The organism is Micromonospora sp. NPDC049645, assembly GCF_040675155.1.
GTDB lineage: Bacteria > Actinomycetota > Actinomycetes > Mycobacteriales > Micromonosporaceae > Micromonospora.
Genome location: NZ_JBFAOI010000023.1, coordinates 1 through 14,883, shown reverse-complemented (window position 1 = coordinate 14,883; position 14,883 = coordinate 1). Strand labels below are relative to the sequence as shown.

The 14,883-nt window shown below is 71.2% G+C and carries 10 protein-coding genes; 6 read left to right on the top strand and 4 right to left on the bottom strand.

Translation table 11 applies throughout. The features are described 5' to 3' along the window. Nucleotides 1-27: 27 nt before the first annotated feature. Nucleotides 28-741 (top strand): acetyltransferase, encoded by a 714-nt coding sequence (locus AB0J33_RS29500; RefSeq protein WP_363618153.1) that lies wholly within the window; start codon nucleotides 28-30, stop codon nucleotides 739-741. Here AB0J33_RS29500 and wecB read toward each other — a convergent pair. Together wecB and AB0J33_RS29490 are read right to left on the bottom strand one after the other, a co-directional pair. Continuing rightward, nucleotides 670-1,794, bottom strand: a complete 1,125-nt coding sequence (gene wecB / locus AB0J33_RS29495) for a UDP-N-acetylglucosamine 2-epimerase (non-hydrolyzing) (protein WP_363618113.1) — start codon at nucleotides 1,792-1,794, stop codon at nucleotides 670-672. The two genes, AB0J33_RS29500 and wecB, sit on opposite strands and share 72 nt — an antisense overlap. A gap of 73 nt (nucleotides 1,795-1,867) precedes the next feature. Next, nucleotides 1,868-3,109 carry a glycosyltransferase gene (locus AB0J33_RS29490; protein WP_363618111.1) on the bottom strand — a complete coding sequence of 414 codons (1,242 nt, stop codon included), beginning with the start codon at nucleotides 3,107-3,109 and terminating at the stop codon, nucleotides 1,868-1,870. 189 nt (nucleotides 3,110-3,298) lie between these two features. Between AB0J33_RS29490 and gmd the strand changes: the two genes are divergently transcribed. Genes gmd through AB0J33_RS29475 form a run of 3 tightly spaced genes read left to right on the top strand, consistent with a single transcriptional unit; the run spans nucleotide 3,299 to nucleotide 6,647 of the window. Then, nucleotides 3,299-4,312, top strand: coding sequence for a GDP-mannose 4,6-dehydratase (gene gmd / locus AB0J33_RS29485; RefSeq protein ID WP_363618109.1), 1,014 nt, complete (start codon nucleotides 3,299-3,301; stop codon nucleotides 4,310-4,312). Then, complete coding sequence (locus AB0J33_RS29480; protein WP_363618107.1) at nucleotides 4,309-5,526, top strand: glycosyltransferase; 1,218 nt, start codon at nucleotides 4,309-4,311, stop codon at nucleotides 5,524-5,526. The genes gmd and AB0J33_RS29480 overlap by 4 nt, the downstream gene beginning before the upstream one ends. Next, complete coding sequence (locus AB0J33_RS29475) at nucleotides 5,523-6,647, top strand: DegT/DnrJ/EryC1/StrS family aminotransferase (RefSeq protein ID WP_363618105.1); 1,125 nt, start codon at nucleotides 5,523-5,525, stop codon at nucleotides 6,645-6,647. Before AB0J33_RS29480 ends, AB0J33_RS29475 begins: the two co-directional genes overlap by 4 nt. Nucleotides 6,648-6,708: 61 nt before the next feature. Here AB0J33_RS29475 and AB0J33_RS29470 read toward each other — a convergent pair whose 3' ends face one another. After that, a complete protein-coding gene (locus AB0J33_RS29470; RefSeq protein ID WP_363618103.1) occupies nucleotides 6,709-7,977 on the bottom strand; it encodes a hypothetical protein in 1,269 nt (422 codons plus the stop codon). Beyond that, nucleotides 7,974-9,296: a hypothetical protein gene (locus AB0J33_RS29465; protein WP_363618101.1), complete on the bottom strand. Its 1,323-nt coding sequence runs from the start codon at nucleotides 9,294-9,296 to the stop codon at nucleotides 7,974-7,976. Before AB0J33_RS29465 ends, AB0J33_RS29470 begins: the two co-directional genes overlap by 4 nt. 272 nt (nucleotides 9,297-9,568) lie before the next feature. Here AB0J33_RS29465 and AB0J33_RS29460 point away from each other — a divergent pair, with 272 nt between their 5' ends. Further along, nucleotides 9,569-11,446 (top strand): nucleoside-diphosphate sugar epimerase/dehydratase, encoded by a 1,878-nt coding sequence (locus AB0J33_RS29460; RefSeq protein WP_363618099.1) that lies wholly within the window; start codon nucleotides 9,569-9,571, stop codon nucleotides 11,444-11,446. A gap of 200 nt (nucleotides 11,447-11,646) precedes the next feature. Next, on the top strand, nucleotides 11,647-14,751 hold the full coding sequence (locus tag AB0J33_RS29455; protein WP_363618097.1) for a M14 family zinc carboxypeptidase: 3,105 nt from the start codon (nucleotides 11,647-11,649) through the stop codon (nucleotides 14,749-14,751). Nucleotides 14,752-14,883: the final 132 nt, after the last annotated feature.

Below are 14,883 nucleotides of genomic sequence, written 5' to 3'. Positions count from 1 at the left end.
GGGGAGCCGCGGTTGACGACCGACGTAGTGATCGTAGGCACGGGTGGGATGGGCCGTGAGGTATATCAGGTTATTCGGCTGTTGAACACCACTGCGGAGGGTGAGCCGCCCTGGCGGGTTCTCGGTTTCGTCGACGACTACCCGACCGAGCCCCACGTCGAGCTGGTACACCGCCTCGGCGCCGCCTTCCTCGGCCCGACCCGGTGGATGGCCGCCCAACCGCCGAGCACCCACGTGGTGCTCGGCGTCGGGCATCCGAGGTTGCGCCGGGAGACCGACCAGACCATCGCCCGGTACGGCCTACCGGCGGCCACAGTGGTGCATCCGGCTGCGGAGATCGGCCCCGACTGTGTCTACCAGCAGGGGTTGTTCGCCGCCGGTGGTGCCCGAGTGACGACGAACGTGCTGTTGGGACGGCACGTGCACCTCAACCAGAACTGCACGGTGGGGCACGACAGCGTGCTCGGCGACTACGTCTCGATCAACCCGCTCGCCGCGGTCTCCGGCTACTGCCGACTGGAGGAAGGCGTCCTGGTGGGCACCACGGCGGCGGTCCTGCCGAAGCTGACCGTCGGCCGGGACGCCACCGTGGGCGCCGGTGCCTGCGTGACCCGTGATGTCGCCCCGGGCGTCGTGGTCACGGGTGTGCCGGCGCGGCCGGCCGGCCGGTCACCGGCGGATGCCCGCCCAGTCGTGATGGCGGCGCACGGTCGACAGGATGAAGTCGACCACCCGGCGTGACGTGTCGGGGACCTGGTAGTCGAGCGGGCAGGCGACGGAGCCGTCGGCCACCTGCGCCACCACCACCCGGATGGCCTCCACGACCCCGTCGGGCTCCAGGCCGGTCATCACGATCGCTCCGCTGTCCAGTGCCTCGGGACGCTCGATGGACTCGCGCAGGGTCACCGCCGGGAAGCCGAGAATCGCCGCCTCCTCGCTGACGGTCCCGCTGTCGGAGAGGGTGCACCGGGCGTGCCGTTGCAGGGTCACGTAGTCGAAGAAGCCGAACGGCTCGTGGAAGGTCACGCCGTCGAGGTGCAGGCCGTCGCCCGCGAGCGCCTCCAGCCTCTTGCGGGTACGTGGATGCGTGGAGACCAGCAACGGCAGCCGCCACTCGTCGCGTACGGCCCGCAGGCACTCCAACAGTCGACGGAGCCGGTCCGGGTGGTCGACGTTCTCCTGCCGGTGCGCGCTGACGACGAAGTAGCCGCCCGGTTCGAGGGCGAGTTGGGCCAACACGGTGGATCGCTCGATCTGCGACCGGTAGTGGTCGAGCACCTCGCGCATCGGCGAGCCGGTGTGCAGGATCCGGCGCGGGTGCAACCCCTCGGCGAGCAGGTTGCGCCGGGCGTGCTCGGAGTAGACCAGGTTGAAGTCGGCGACGTGGTCGACCATGCACCGGTTGGTCTCCTCCGGCACGTTCAGGTCGAAGCATCGGTTGCCGGCCTCCATGTGGTACACCGGCACGTTCATCCGCCGGGCCATCAGGGCCGAGATCGCGCTGTTGGTGTCACCGAGGACCAGCAGCGCGTCCGGGCGCAGCTCGGCGATCGCCCTCTCGGTACCGACCAGGACCGCGCTGAGGAGGCTACCGAGTGACTGGGTGTCGGCCCGCAGGAAGAGGTCCGGCGCGCGGACACCCAGCTCGCTGAAGAAGACATCGGACAGCGAGGGATCCCAGTTCTGCCCGGTGTGCACCAACGTGTGGTCCACGGTCCGGTCGAGGGCGTCGATCACCCGGGCCAGCCGGATGATCTCCGGTCTGGTTCCGACGACGGTCATCACGCGGGTCACTTGACGCCTCCTGGTGGCAGATGTGCGGATTCGGCCCGGCGGGCGGGACGTGGTGGACGGGTTTGACCACGGGTCACGGCGTCCGCCCCTGCGGAGGCACCCGGTATCCCGGGTCGCGGATCACCCGCCACGCCTGGTCGAGCACGCTGATCGGCGCTCGACTGGCGCGCCAACGGCGGTAGGCGGCCCCTGCCTCGACGCGGGCCGCGTGCCGCTGCTCGGGGGTGGCGGTCGCCACCTGCGTGACCAGCACGCCCAGTGCCGTCGCGGTCAGCTCGGGAAGGACCAGCCCGCCACCGTCGCGCAGTACGGCCGTCCAGGGTGTCCGGTCGGAGCAGAGCACCGGACAGCAGGCCGACAGGCTCTCGGCGATCGCGTTGCCGTAGTTCTCCCCCCGGGTCGGTAGCACGAACGCGTCGTACCGGGAGAAGGTCGGGCGGACCTGCTCGGGGGCCAGCTCACCCCGGTAGCTGACGGTGACCCGGTCGGGCAGCTCGGCCAGGTGTTCCCGGCAGCGCCGCCAGTACGACTGGTCCTCCACCGGGCCGTAGATGTCCAGTCGTACCGGCACCGGCACGAAGGCGAGCGCGGCCAACACGAGGTCGAGGTTCTTCATGGGGGAGATCCGCCCGATGAAGACCAGCCGTGCGTGGTGGGTCGCGGGCAGCTCGACCGGCGCTCCCTCCGGCTCGGGCCCGCGGCTGACCGCGACGACACCGATCCGCGCCCGGGGCAGCACCCGCTGGATGTCGGTGGCCTCGACCGGTGTGGTGGCGTGCCACAGCACCCGACGGTCGAGCAGCATCCACCGCCAGGCGGTCAGGAAGATCCGCTTACGGAGTCGGTGCACCCGGAGGGCGGCGGCGCCGAACTCGCCCCGGGGGGCGACCAGGATGCGACTCACCCGCAGCAGACCGAGCCGGGCCGCGGCCATCGGCAGGATCGAGAACGTCGACCAGACGCTGTTGACGTACAGAAGGTCGAAGCGGCCGGCGCGCAGTGAGCGCCAGAGCGCGCGCCAGTGCCCCGGCCGACGCACTCCGAGGTAGAAGACATTCGTCCGGCCGACCCGGGACCAGCGACCGGAGAGCCCCGGATAGGGGTCGCGGCAACCGAGGTCGCGGTCTCGGGTGAGCAGGGACGTCTCAATGTCGTCACTGGCCAGGGCGAGCACTTCGGAAATGGACCGGACCGGCCCTCCGGCACGCCAACCGGGAGCGAAATAGCCGGCGGTGACAAGGACGCGGAATTTGTTCTCGTCGACCGTCGCGGGTCGTTCTCGGGTGTCCGCCGCGGGGGTGGGATCGCCGGCCATCCTCGCTCCTCGCTCGTGCCACAGGATCGATTCACCCAACGATCGGAGACGCGATCCGTGACTGAAGCTCTTTTCTCGATCGGCCGCGCGGAATAAATTCCGCCGGATACATGAAACCTCAGGAGCGGCGGGCCCGAGAGCGATATAAGGAACCCGCGGGGAAAATTGGCCCAGCAGGAGAGGGACTTCATGTCACGAGTGGCACTCATATCCGGCATCACCGGTCAGGACGGCAGTTACCTGTCGGAGTTCCTGCTCGACAAGGGATACACGGTGCACGGCATCAAACGGCGGGCGTCCACTTTCAACACCGAACGGATCGACCACGTCGACGTCCATCCGCGCAGCGGCGACGCCCGCCTCTTCCTGCACTACAGCGACCTTTCCGACCCGGCCTCGCTGACCGCGCTGATTCGGGACATCCGCCCACACGAGATCTACAACCTGGGCGCGCAGAGTCATGTCCGGGTGTCCTTCGACATTCCCGGTTACACCGCCGACGTCACCGGGCTCGGCGCGCTGCGCATGATGGAGGCGGCCCGGTCCGCCGACGTCGGTTGCCGGTTCTACCAGGCGTCCTCGTCGGAGATGTTCGGCTCGACCCCGCCCCCGCAGCGCGAGGAGACCCCGTTCCACCCGCGCAGCCCGTACGCGTGCGCCAAGGTGTACGCCTACTGGTCGGCGGTGAACTACCGCGAGTCCTGGAACATGTTCTGCGCCAACGGCATCCTGTTCAACCACGAGAGCCCGCGCCGGGGCGAGAACTTCGTGACCCGCAAGATCACCCGTGCGGTGGCCAGGATCGAGGCCGGTATCCAGGACAAGCTCTACCTGGGCAACCTGGACGCCGTTCGAGACTGGGGCTACGCGCCGGAGTACGTCGAGGCGATGTGGCTGGCCCTGCAACAGGACTCCCCGGACGACTACGTGGTCGCCACCGGCGAGGGTCACACCGTGCGCGAGTTCGTCGAGGCCGCCTTCGACCGGGTCGGGCTGGACTGGCAGCGCTACGTGGAGCTGGACCCCGCCTACTTCCGTCCCGCGGAGGTCGATGCCCTCATCGGCGACTACTCGAAGGCTCGACGCACCCTGGGTTGGGCACCGAAGACGCTCTTCAGCGACCTCGTCCGGATCATGGTCGACGCCGACCGGCAGCTGCTCGAGGACGAGCGGATGGGGCGACTGGTCCGGGTGGACCGGTGAGGGTCGCGGTCGACGCCGCACCCATCCGTCCCGGTCACGCCGCGGGGCTCGAAGCCTTCACCTACGGCTTGCTGACCGGCATGGCCGCCGACGACACCTGCGACCTGCGGGTGAACGTCCTGCGTGGCACGCTGGCCCAGTGGCGGGACCAGGTGCCCGACGCACGGATCGACTGGACCGAGGTGGCGCAGCCGCTGCGCTCCGACAACCCCACCGGCCAACTGCTGCGACGTTGGACGCCACGGGTGATGCGCAACTCCCGCACCGTCCGCACCGCCGTCAACGCGGTCCGGCAACGCTCCGTCGTGCGGCACAGCGACACCGACGTCACCCTGTCTCCGGTGCACGGCGCCCCGATCGGGTCCGGCACCTCGGTCGTCGTCCTGCACGACACGCGTCACCTGCGGGCCGACTTCCACGCCCCCGGCTATGCGGCGGTGATCCGGGAGAACGTGGCCCGCGCGGCGGCGATCGTGGTCACCTGGCCCCACCCGTACCGGGAGACGCTGCGCCTCTTCCCGGAGGCTGCGGAGCGGACCGTACTCATCCCGACCCCGGCGTTCCAACCGGCACCGGATCGCGCGCAGCCGCGGCCGGAGCCGGGGTTGCTGGTCTACCCGTCGTCCACCGCCGAGCACAAGAACCACGCGACCCTGCTGGAGGCGATGGCGCTACTGCCCCACTGCCGCCTGATCTGCCCGGGGCCGTTGGTCGAGCCCGAGGCGAGCCGGCTACTCGCCCGCGCGGCACTACCCGACCTGCGCGGACGGGTGTCGTTCCCTGGTTTCGTCAGCCTGGACGAGTTGAACGCCATCTACGCCCGGGCGGACGCGGTGGTCGTACCCTCGCTCTGGGAGGCGGCCAGCGGCGCGATGCTGGAGGCGTTCACCTGGGGTCTCCCGGTCGCCTGCGCCGACGTCGAGCCGCTGCGCGACCAGCTGGAGTTCAACCGCGCCGAGGCGGCGGTCTTCCGGGCCCGGGATCCGCGATCCCTCGCCGACGCGGTACGGCAACTGTTGGACGACCGGGAGCGTTACGCCGCCGCCTCCCGGCGGGCGAACGCACGACTGGCCGGCCGCACCTGGGCGGCCACCGGCCGTGACTACCTGGACGTCCTGCGCTGGGCGGCGAAGGGTGGATCGGGTCCGGTGCCGCGGTCCCCGTTCGTCACCGAGGCGAACGACGCGGTCGCCGCCGGAGGGGATGGATCATGAATATCGCCGACGACACCTATCCGGTGGCCCGGCCGAGCCTCTCCAGCCTGGAGGAGCGGTACGTGGTCGACGCCCTGCGCAGCGGGTGGATCTCGTCGCAGGGCCCGTACCTGCGGGACTTCGAGGAGCGTTTCGCCGAACGCTGCGCCGCCGACACCGCGCTGACGACCAGCAACGGCACGGTCGCGCTGCACCTGGTCCTCGCGGCGGCCGGCGTCGGGCCGGGGGACGAGGTGATCGTACCGGCGTTGACCTACGTGGCCACGGCCAACGCCGTCGCGTACTGCGGGGCGCGTGCCGTCTGCGTGGACGTCCTGCCGGAGAGCTGGTGCGTCGACCCGGCCGCGGTACGCGCCGCGATCGGTCCACGTACCCGGGCGGTCATCGCCGTCGACCTGTACGGGCACCCGGCCGACTACACCGCCCTGCGCGATCTCTGCGACCGGCACGGCCTGCTCCTGGTCGCCGACGCGGCCGAGTCGTTCGGCGCCACCCTCGACGGGCGGCCCACCGGCTCGCTGGCCGACGTCACGACCTTCTCGTTCTTCGGCAACAAGGTGCTCACCTCCGGCGAGGGCGGTTGCGTGACCACCTCGGACGCGGCCCTGGCCGACCGGATGCGCCTGCTCCGCAACCAGGGCATGGATCCGCAACGGCGCTACTACTTCCCGGTGCTGGGCTACAACTACCGGATGACGAACCTGTGCGCCGCGGTGCTCTGCGCCCAACTGGACCGGGCGGACGAGATCATCGCCCTCCGGGACCGGGTGATCGCCGGGTACGAGGAGCAGTTGGCCGACGAGCCGGCACTGTCGGCGCAGCCGGTGGCCGCCGGAGTCCGCCGCGCGCCCTGGATGGCGGCCTTCCTCGTCGGGGCCGAGGGGGACGCCACGTCCCGGGACGCACTGGCCCGCGCGCTCGCCCGGCTCGGCGTGGAGACCCGTCCGTTCTTCGTGCCGATCCCGGACCTGCCCGCGCACCATGATCCGGGCGCGGACTGTCCGGTGACCGACGATCTGAGTCGGCGTGGCATCAACCTGCCCACGTACGCCGACCTGGGCGAACCGGCGGTCAAGGCCGTGGTGGAGCGCGTCCGCGCCGCCCTGGCGTCCATCGGCTGACTCCCCCGGGGCCCGCGCCGGCGTGACCGGCGCGGGCCAACGGTCAGACCGGTTGGACCGGTCAGACCGGTTGGACCGGTTGGACCGCCGGCGGACGGTCCGCCGCTCGGTCGCGCAGCAGCAGGAGGTAACTGCCACCCCACGCGAGGGCGCTGAGCAGCGCCAACACGACCAGCGCGCCGGCCGCTCCAGGCGCGCCGAACAGGACCGCCCCGGCGACGACCGTCGGCACGCGGAGCCCGCCGAGCAGCGCACCGAGTACGATCGCCCGGCGACTCGCCTGCTCGAGCCGCAGCCCGGCGAAACCGATGGTGGCCGGCACGGCGAGCAGGCTCTCCAGTGCGAGCAGCACCAGCAAACTCCGCGCGTGGCTCCAGTTGGCGCCGAGCAGTTCCGCACCGACCGCGTTCGGCAGCAGGGCGACCGCCACGGTCAGCGGCAGGACGGCGGCGGCCACCAGCAGCGCGAGCCGGACGGCGGTCCGCGTCCGCACCGCACGGGACTCGGCGCGGGTGCGGGCCAGCTGCGGCAGGATCAGCGTGGCGGCGGTCGACAGCACCAGGTTGACCGGCCCCAGCAGCGTGCGTCCGGCGCTCAACGCCCCGACCACCGCCGTGCCGGCGACCAGCGCCACCGCGGTCAGCGCGAGCTGCGCCGAGCCGGTGGTCAGCAGGAACTGCGCGCCGAATCCGGCCGCGACGCGGGTCTCGGCTCGCCCCACGCGCCAGCCGGGCACCAGGGCGTACCCGCGCCGGGCCGCGGCGACCAGGCCGATCAGCGCGCCGCCGCCGGCCCACAGCGCGAAGACGTACGGCACGTCGATCACCCGGAGCAGGCCGGCCAGCGCGGCACACGCGGAGAGCACCGCCCAGGCGATCTCCTGGACCATCGCCGCCGAGGGAGCGCCGATGCCGACGGCGACCGCCTTGGTGTAGTCGTAGAGCACCAACCCGGGCAGGGCGAGGCCCACGAACAGCAGGTAGGGCGAGCCGTACGCCACGCCCGCCGCGCAGATCAGCGTGCCGACGACCGCGCCGAGCAGGATCGCCCGCCGGGCGGCCGACGCGACGGCCCCGACCCCGGTGGCCAGCACGCTGTCGGTCACCGTGCTGCGCACCAGACCGGAGCCGACGATGTAGAACGAGAACGCCAGCGCGAACTGGCCCAGCCCGGTGACCGACTCCAGTCGGGTCACGGTGATCGCCAGCAACAGGTTGCCACCGCTGGAGAGCCCGCCGACGATCAGCGCGAGCAGGGCACGCCGGCCGGTCCGTGGCCCGGCCGGGGCAGCGGCCCGGCGTAGCGTGTGCCGGCCGGTCCGTACGGTCACCGGCGCGCGCCCGGGACCGTGGGCGACCGACCAGGGTCCGGGCGTTTGCGGGCCCCGTGCAGGGGGCGGCGGGTGAGCGCCAAGAGGACGAAGACCGGCATCGCCGCCACCACATGTTGCAGAAAGCTGATGGTCGAGTCCGGGTACGTGTTGGACCAGAGCAGCGGGTCGAAGAGGACCAGGCAGAAGAGGCTCAGCCGGACCGGACCGGGCGGGCCGCGCCAGCGCAGCAGCACCGCCGCCACCGCGGCCCAGAAGGCGTTCACGGCGACCACTCCGGTCGGGCCGTCGAAGAACCAGATGTTGCCCAGCAGCAGGAAGGTGAAGGCCGACGTCGGACCACCACCGATGTACTGGTTGATCTGCTGCCCGGTGGAGAGCGCCGGCCGGTCCGGATCCAGCACCCGGGGCACCAGCCCGTATCGCAGGTAGTCGGTGAGCCCGGGCTGGCCCAGGTCGACGGGGACGTCGATGCCCGCCACGACGGTGAGCTGGTTGTCCAGCCGCAACCGGTCGGCGGCGGTGAGCTGGGTGTCCACCGCGATGCCGCGGTCCTGCCGCAGGCTGTTGCGGTGCTCGAACACCGCCGGCCACGCGACGAAGAGCACCACCGCACAGAGCGCCAGATACCGCAGCCGGAAGACGCCGCAGAGTGCCCCGGTGGCAGCCATGAAGAACACCAGCGCGACCAGCGGCGCGGTGACAGCGGTCAGCACGGCGACGCAGACCTCCGCGCCGACGAGGACGGCCAGCCAGCCGTACAACCGCACCCGCGACAGCCGACCGCTGAGGTGGCTGGCCACCAGCAACGCGAACCCCAGCGCCCGCCACCCCGAGAAGAGCGTGCTCACCACCGCGAGCGGCCCGTCGGAGAGGTCACCGGAGACCTGGTTGACGATGCTGCCCCGACCGAGGTACGCCCCGAGCACGCTCGCGGTGATGCTGGTCAGCGTGACCACGATGGCGATCGGGTAGAGCCAGGGATACCGGGCGTAGGCCCGCCGGAACCCCTCGCGCCACCGCGGGTCGGGGCGACCGAACAACCGGCCGACCGTCTCCACGGCGACGCTGCCCAGCAACGCGAGCCCGACCAGGGAGACGATGAAACCCGTCTCCGGGTTCCGGTAGAAGATCGCCATCGGCAGGATGAGCAGCGCGTACGGGGCGAGCACGACGACGGTCACCGGGTAGCAGCGCAACAGCCGACCGACGAGATCCCGGTGGGTGCCCGACGCCCCGTCCCCGGTTGGCCGATCCGGCCGCGCCCCGGGTCCACGGGTCGCCCCGCCGGGGTCGAGGGCAGCCCCGGGCCAGGTCATCGCGCACGCCCCTTTGGGAGTTGGTTGGTCGCTCCTGGCCCAACGAACCAATCGACCGGGCGAAACGCCCTTGCGTACGTGGTCGTTGCGCGTAGGGCCGTGCCGAGCACTCAACCTGCGTCCCCTGTCGCGACACTAAATCAGACAACCGGCCATAGAAACGTGAAAACCGGATTCGGAGGACGATATTCCGCTAAGCAGTTAGGGGACGTGCGTGGCCCCCTGACCTGCCCTGGGTCAACGCCGGCCACGGACAGGACAGGGAGTCGTAGATGCCGCCGGAAATACCACGGGTTGAGCCAACGACATCAACAGTCACGGGACGTGCCCGGGTGAGTCGTCGTCGGACCGCCATCTTTCTGGCCGCCGACGCCCTCGGCTGGGTGGGCGGGTTCACGGTCGCCGGCTGGGCGAGGTACGAGCTGGCGCTCACCATCGACCAGGCGGTCAACGCGGTGCTGCTCGGCGGCGGGGCCGCCGTGCTGCACGTCGGCGTCAGCGCGCTGCGCCGGATTCGTTCCGGTCGCCAACCCCTCGGCACCGTCGAGGAGGTCCGTGGTCTCGCCGGGACCACCGCCACCACGGCGGCGGTGGTCCTCGTCGCCCTCCTCGCGCTGGGCGAGCGCCCGGTGCCGGCGAGCACGCCCGTGATCGGTGCCGCGTTGGCGTTGCTGCTGATGCTCAGCTCCCGTCTGCTGCACCGGCACCGGCGGGACCGGGCGATGCGACCGGACGCCCGTTCGGCGACCCCGGTGCTGCTCTTCGGTCTCGGCGAGGCCGGGCAGGGGCTGGTACGCGCGATGCTCAGCGACCCGAAGGGCCGTTACCTGCCGGTCGGCGCGCTCGACGACGACCCGGGCAAACACGACCTGCGTATCGCCGGCGTGCCGGTGCTGGGCGGTCGGCAGCACCTCGTCGACGTGATCCGCCGCACCGGCGCCACGACGGTGATCTTCGCGGTGGCCAACGCCGACGCCACGCTGATCCGTGAGGTTCGGGAGGCGACCCTGCGCACCGGCGCGGCGTTCAAGGTCCTGCCACCGGTCCGCGAGTTGGTGGACCACCGGATCACGGTCAGCGACGTGCGGGACGTCCAGATCAGTGACCTGCTCGGCCGACGCCAGGTGGTCGGCGACCTGACCCTTGACGACAACGGCCTCACCGGTCGACGCATTCTGGTCACCGGCGCCGGGGGCTCGATCGGCTCGGAGCTGTGCCGGCAGATCATGCGCGCCAACCCCGGTGAGCTGATGATGCTGGACCGGGACGAGTCGGCCCTGCACAGCCTCCAGATGTCGCTCACCGGGCGGGCACTGTTGGACGGTCCGGAACTCATCCTCGCCGACCTGCGTGACGACGAGGGTGTCCGGCGCATCATGCGGGAGCGCCGTCCCGAGATCGTCTTCCACGCCGCAGCGCTGAAGCATCTGACCCTGCTGGAACGTCACCCGGGCGAGGCGGTCAAGACCAACGTCTGGGGAACGCTCACCGTCCTGGACGCCTGCCGGGACGTCGCCCGCTTCGTCAACATCTCCACCGACAAGGCCGCCGACCCGATCAGCGTGCTCGGCTACTCGAAGCGCATCACCGAGATGCTGACCGCGCACGCGGCGGCGACCTACCCGGGCACCTTCCTGAGCGTCCGCTTCGGCAACGTCCTGAGCAGCCGGGGCTCGGTGGTGACCGCCTTCCAGCGGCAGATCGAGGCGCGGCAGCCGCTGACCGTCACCGACCCGCACGTGACGCGGTACCTGATGACCGTGCAGGAGGCGGTGCACCTGGTCCTGCAGGCCGCCGCGATCGGCCGCGACGGGGAGGCCCTGGTGCTGGACATGGGCGAGCCGGTCCGGATCGACGATCTCGCCCGCCGGATGGTGGAGCAGGCGGCCAGCCCGGTCCCGATCGTCTACACCGGGCTGCGCCCCGGCGAGAAGCTGCACGAGGACCTGCTCGGTCAGGGAGAGGCCGACCACCGGCCGCTGCACCCGCTGATCTCGCACGTGACGGTCCCCGTCCTGGACCCTCTCGAGGTCAGTGGACTGGACCCGTTCGACGAGCCAGCCAAGGTCGTCGACCAGCTCGCCCGGCTGTGCGGCATACGGCCCGATCCGCTCTTCGACCGGCGCACCGGGATTCCGCTGGCACGCTGACGCCGTCGCAACCGGGGTCGACGCACTGCCCGCGTCGGCCCCGGCGCGAGCTGACGGGGCCTCCCCCCACGACCCGCCACCTGTCACAGCTGGCTCCGGCATCGACACGGGCAGCAACGACCCGCCCATCGACCGATTGACAGCGATCAGTCCACACCGAAAGCTCGCGCCTACAGGTCCTTCACCCCCAAGGAGGCGCGATGAGACCGAGACGACTGGCGATCGCCAGCGTGGTCACCCTGCTCGGCGCACTGGCGTTAACCCCGCCGGCGGGCGCGAAGCCACCGTCCGAACCGGGCGCCCGCGACGGTCTGGAGGTGTACGTCGGCACGGTCGACGCGAAGCAGCGGGACCAGCTACGCGCGGCAGGGGTCGACCTCGGCCACGATGCGAAGACGGACTCGACCGGCGAGACGACAGTCGAGACGGTGCTCAGCCGTCGGCAGGCGAAGCGGCTGACCGACCAGGGCGTCCCGTTGTCGGTGAAGAAGGTGCGCGGCAAGGACGCGTCGCAGGCGCTGCGGGAGCAGGCGGCGGCGGGCTGGACGGCGTTCCGGCCCTATGGGGAGCCGGGCGGTCTGCGCGACGAGCTGAACGCCACCGCGGCCCGTTATCCCAAGCTGACCAAGGTGGAGACGATCGGTCGTACCCAGCAGGGTCAGCCGATCCTGGCCGTGAAGGTCACCAAGAACGCGCGGACCGTCGCGGACGGCAAGCGGCCCGCCGTGCTCTACGCCGGCGCGCAGCACGCCCGCGAGTGGATCACGCCGGAGATGACCCGCCGGTTGATGCACCACGTGCTGGACAGCTACGGCACCAACCCGGAGATCACCCGTCTGTTGGACACCACCGAGCTGTGGTTCCTGCCGGTGGCGAACCCGGACGGCTACGACTTCACCTTCACCCCGGGTAACCGGCTGTGGCGCAAGAACCTGCGGGACAACAACGGGGACGGACAGATCACCTCCGGCGACGGCGTGGACCTCAACCGCAACTTCAGCTACAAGTGGGGCTACGACAACGAGGGCTCGTCGCCCGAGCCGAGCAGCGAGACCTACCGCGGCCCCACCCCCAACTCCGAGCCGGAGACCACGGCACTGGACCGGCTCTTCAAGCGGGTCGGGTTCGAGTTCTTCGTCAACTACCACTCGGCGGCCGAACTGCTGCTGTACGGCCTCGGCTGGCAGGTGAGCACACCCACCCCCGACGACGAGATCTACAAGGCGATGGCCGGTGACGACGCGCACCCGGCGGTGCCCGGCTACGACCCGGACATCTCGGCCGAGCTGTACACCACCAACGGCGACACCGACAGCCACGCCACGGTCAAGTACGGCACGCTGGGCTTCACCCCGGAGATGTCCACCTGCGAGGCCGCCTCCGCCGTCGATCCCGACGACGAGTGGCGCCCGGAGGACTGCGTCAGTGGCTTCATCTTCCCCGACGACGAGGCGCTCATCGCCGCCGAGGTGGGCAAGAACCTGCCGTTCGCGCTGGCGGTGGCGAAGTCGGCGGCGGACCCGGACGAGCCGGTCTCGGTGGTCGGACGGAGCACTCCGGACTTCGTGGTGGACTCCTTCGACACCTCGTACGGCCGCACCCAGCAGGTCGCCGCGATCACCCGGCGGGCGCTGAAGAACGTGAAGATGCACTACACGGTCAACGGTGGGCGGCCGAAGACCGTGGCGGTCCGCGAGTGGCGCGGCGGTGAGCGGTACGGCGGCACCCACGACGACTACTACGCCGAGCTACGCGGCACGGTCCAGGGCACGAAGCCGGGCGACCGGGTGGAGGTCTGGTTCACCGGGAACAAACCGCGTGCCGGGGTGGTGGCCAGCGAACACTTCACCTATCGGGTGCACAACGACGTCGGCGGCGATGTGCTGGTCCTCGCGGTGGAGGACGTCACCGGCCTCAGCCCGGCGCAGACCGGCACCACCGCGAAGTACGCCGACGAGGTCGCGGCGTCGCTGAGCGCCACCGGGCGCAGCAGCGACGTGTACGACTTCGACGCGATGGGCCGCAAGGCGCCGCACCCGCTCGGGGTGCTGTCGCACTACAAGGCCGTGGTGTGGGAGACCGGCGACGACGTGATCATGCGCTCCCCCGGCCAGGTCGCCGGCACGGCGGCCAAGGCCGCGCTGGACACCGAGTTGGCCGTCCGGGACTACCTGAACGAGGGCGGCAAGCTCCTGGTCAGCGGGCAGTACGCGTTGTTCGCCCAGGGCGCCAACGGCTCGTACGTCTACCACCCGGACGCGCCGCCGGAGTGCACGAACGCCGACGACCCCACGTGTCTGCCGCTGCTGAACGACTTTCAGCAGTACTGGTTGGGGGCGCACACCTACGTCAGTGACGGCGGCACCGCGCCGGAGGGAGAGCCGTTCCCGGTCGCCGGAGACGACGGCGCGTTCACCGGTTTCGAAGGGCAGCTCAACGCGGCCGGTTCGGCGCAGAACCAGGGGCACACCGCGTCGTTCCTGACCACGTCGAGTTTCCTGCCGCCGGACGAGTTCCCGCAGTTCGCCAGCTCCGCGCCGGTGGGCTGGACCCGACCGGGCGGCGCGCCGTTCGACCCCCGTACGGGTGAGTGGTACCTGCACAGCGGGCAGGCCGACGAGTCGTACAAGCGGCTCACCCGCACCGTCGATCTCATCGGGGCGACAAGCGGTGAGCTGCGCTTCTTCACCTCGTACGAGATCGAGCAGAACTGGGACTTCCTCTTCGTCGAGGCGCACCAGGTGGGCAGCGACGACTGGACGACCCTGCCGGACGTCAACGGCAAGACCAGCACGGTCACCGGGGAGAGCTGCGCGTCGGGTTGGGACGAGTTGCACCCGTTCATCGCCCACTACCAGGGCGCCGGCTGCTCCCCCGCCGGAAGCACCGGAAGCTGGAACGCGGCGACCGGGACGTCGAGCGGCTGGAAGGAGTTCGTCGTCGACCTGACCCCGTACGCCGGCAAGCAGGTCGAGGTGTCGATCACGTACGCCTCGGACTGGAGCACCCAGGGCCTCGGCGTCTTCCTGGACGACGCCCGGGTCGTGGTCGACGGGTCGACGGTTGCGGAGACCTCGTTCGAGTCCGCCGACCTGGGCGGCTGGACGGTGGCCGGGCCTCCGGCCGGCTCCGGCGGCAACGCCAACGACTGGTCGCGCAGCCAGCAGGCGTTCGAGGAGGGCTCGGTGGTGGTCACCGGGGACACGGTGTATCTGGGCTTCGGGTTGGAAGGGCTGCCTCCAGCGGCCCGCGACGACCTGGTCGCCCGCTCGCTGACCCACCTCACCGGGCAGCCCCGCCCCTGACGGCGGCGAGGTGGGGCCGGGGGGGCCGGCCCCCCCCCGCCCCCCCCCGGGGGGGGGGGGGGGGGGGGGCCCCCCGCGGGGGGGGGGGGGGGGGGGGGGGGGGGGGGTGTTTGGGGGACCCCCCCCCGCAGT

Bases quoted from the DNA above. Each gene is read 5' to 3' on its own strand.
- AB0J33_RS29475 (WP_363618105.1), top strand. From the start codon at position 5,523: ATGAATATCGCCGACGACACCTATCCGGTGGCCCGGCCGAGCCTCTCC.
- gmd (WP_363618109.1), top strand. From the start codon at position 3,299: ATGTCACGAGTGGCACTCATATCCGGCATCACCGGTCAGGACGGCAGT.
- AB0J33_RS29490 (WP_363618111.1), bottom strand. From the start codon at position 3,109: ATGGCCGGCGATCCCACCCCCGCGGCGGACACCCGAGAACGACCCGCG.
- AB0J33_RS29455 (WP_363618097.1), top strand. From the start codon at position 11,647: ATGAGACCGAGACGACTGGCGATCGCCAGCGTGGTCACCCTGCTCGGC.
- AB0J33_RS29460 (WP_363618099.1), top strand. From the start codon at position 9,569: ATGCCGCCGGAAATACCACGGGTTGAGCCAACGACATCAACAGTCACG.
- AB0J33_RS29465 (WP_363618101.1), bottom strand. From the start codon at position 9,296: ATGACCTGGCCCGGGGCTGCCCTCGACCCCGGCGGGGCGACCCGTGGA.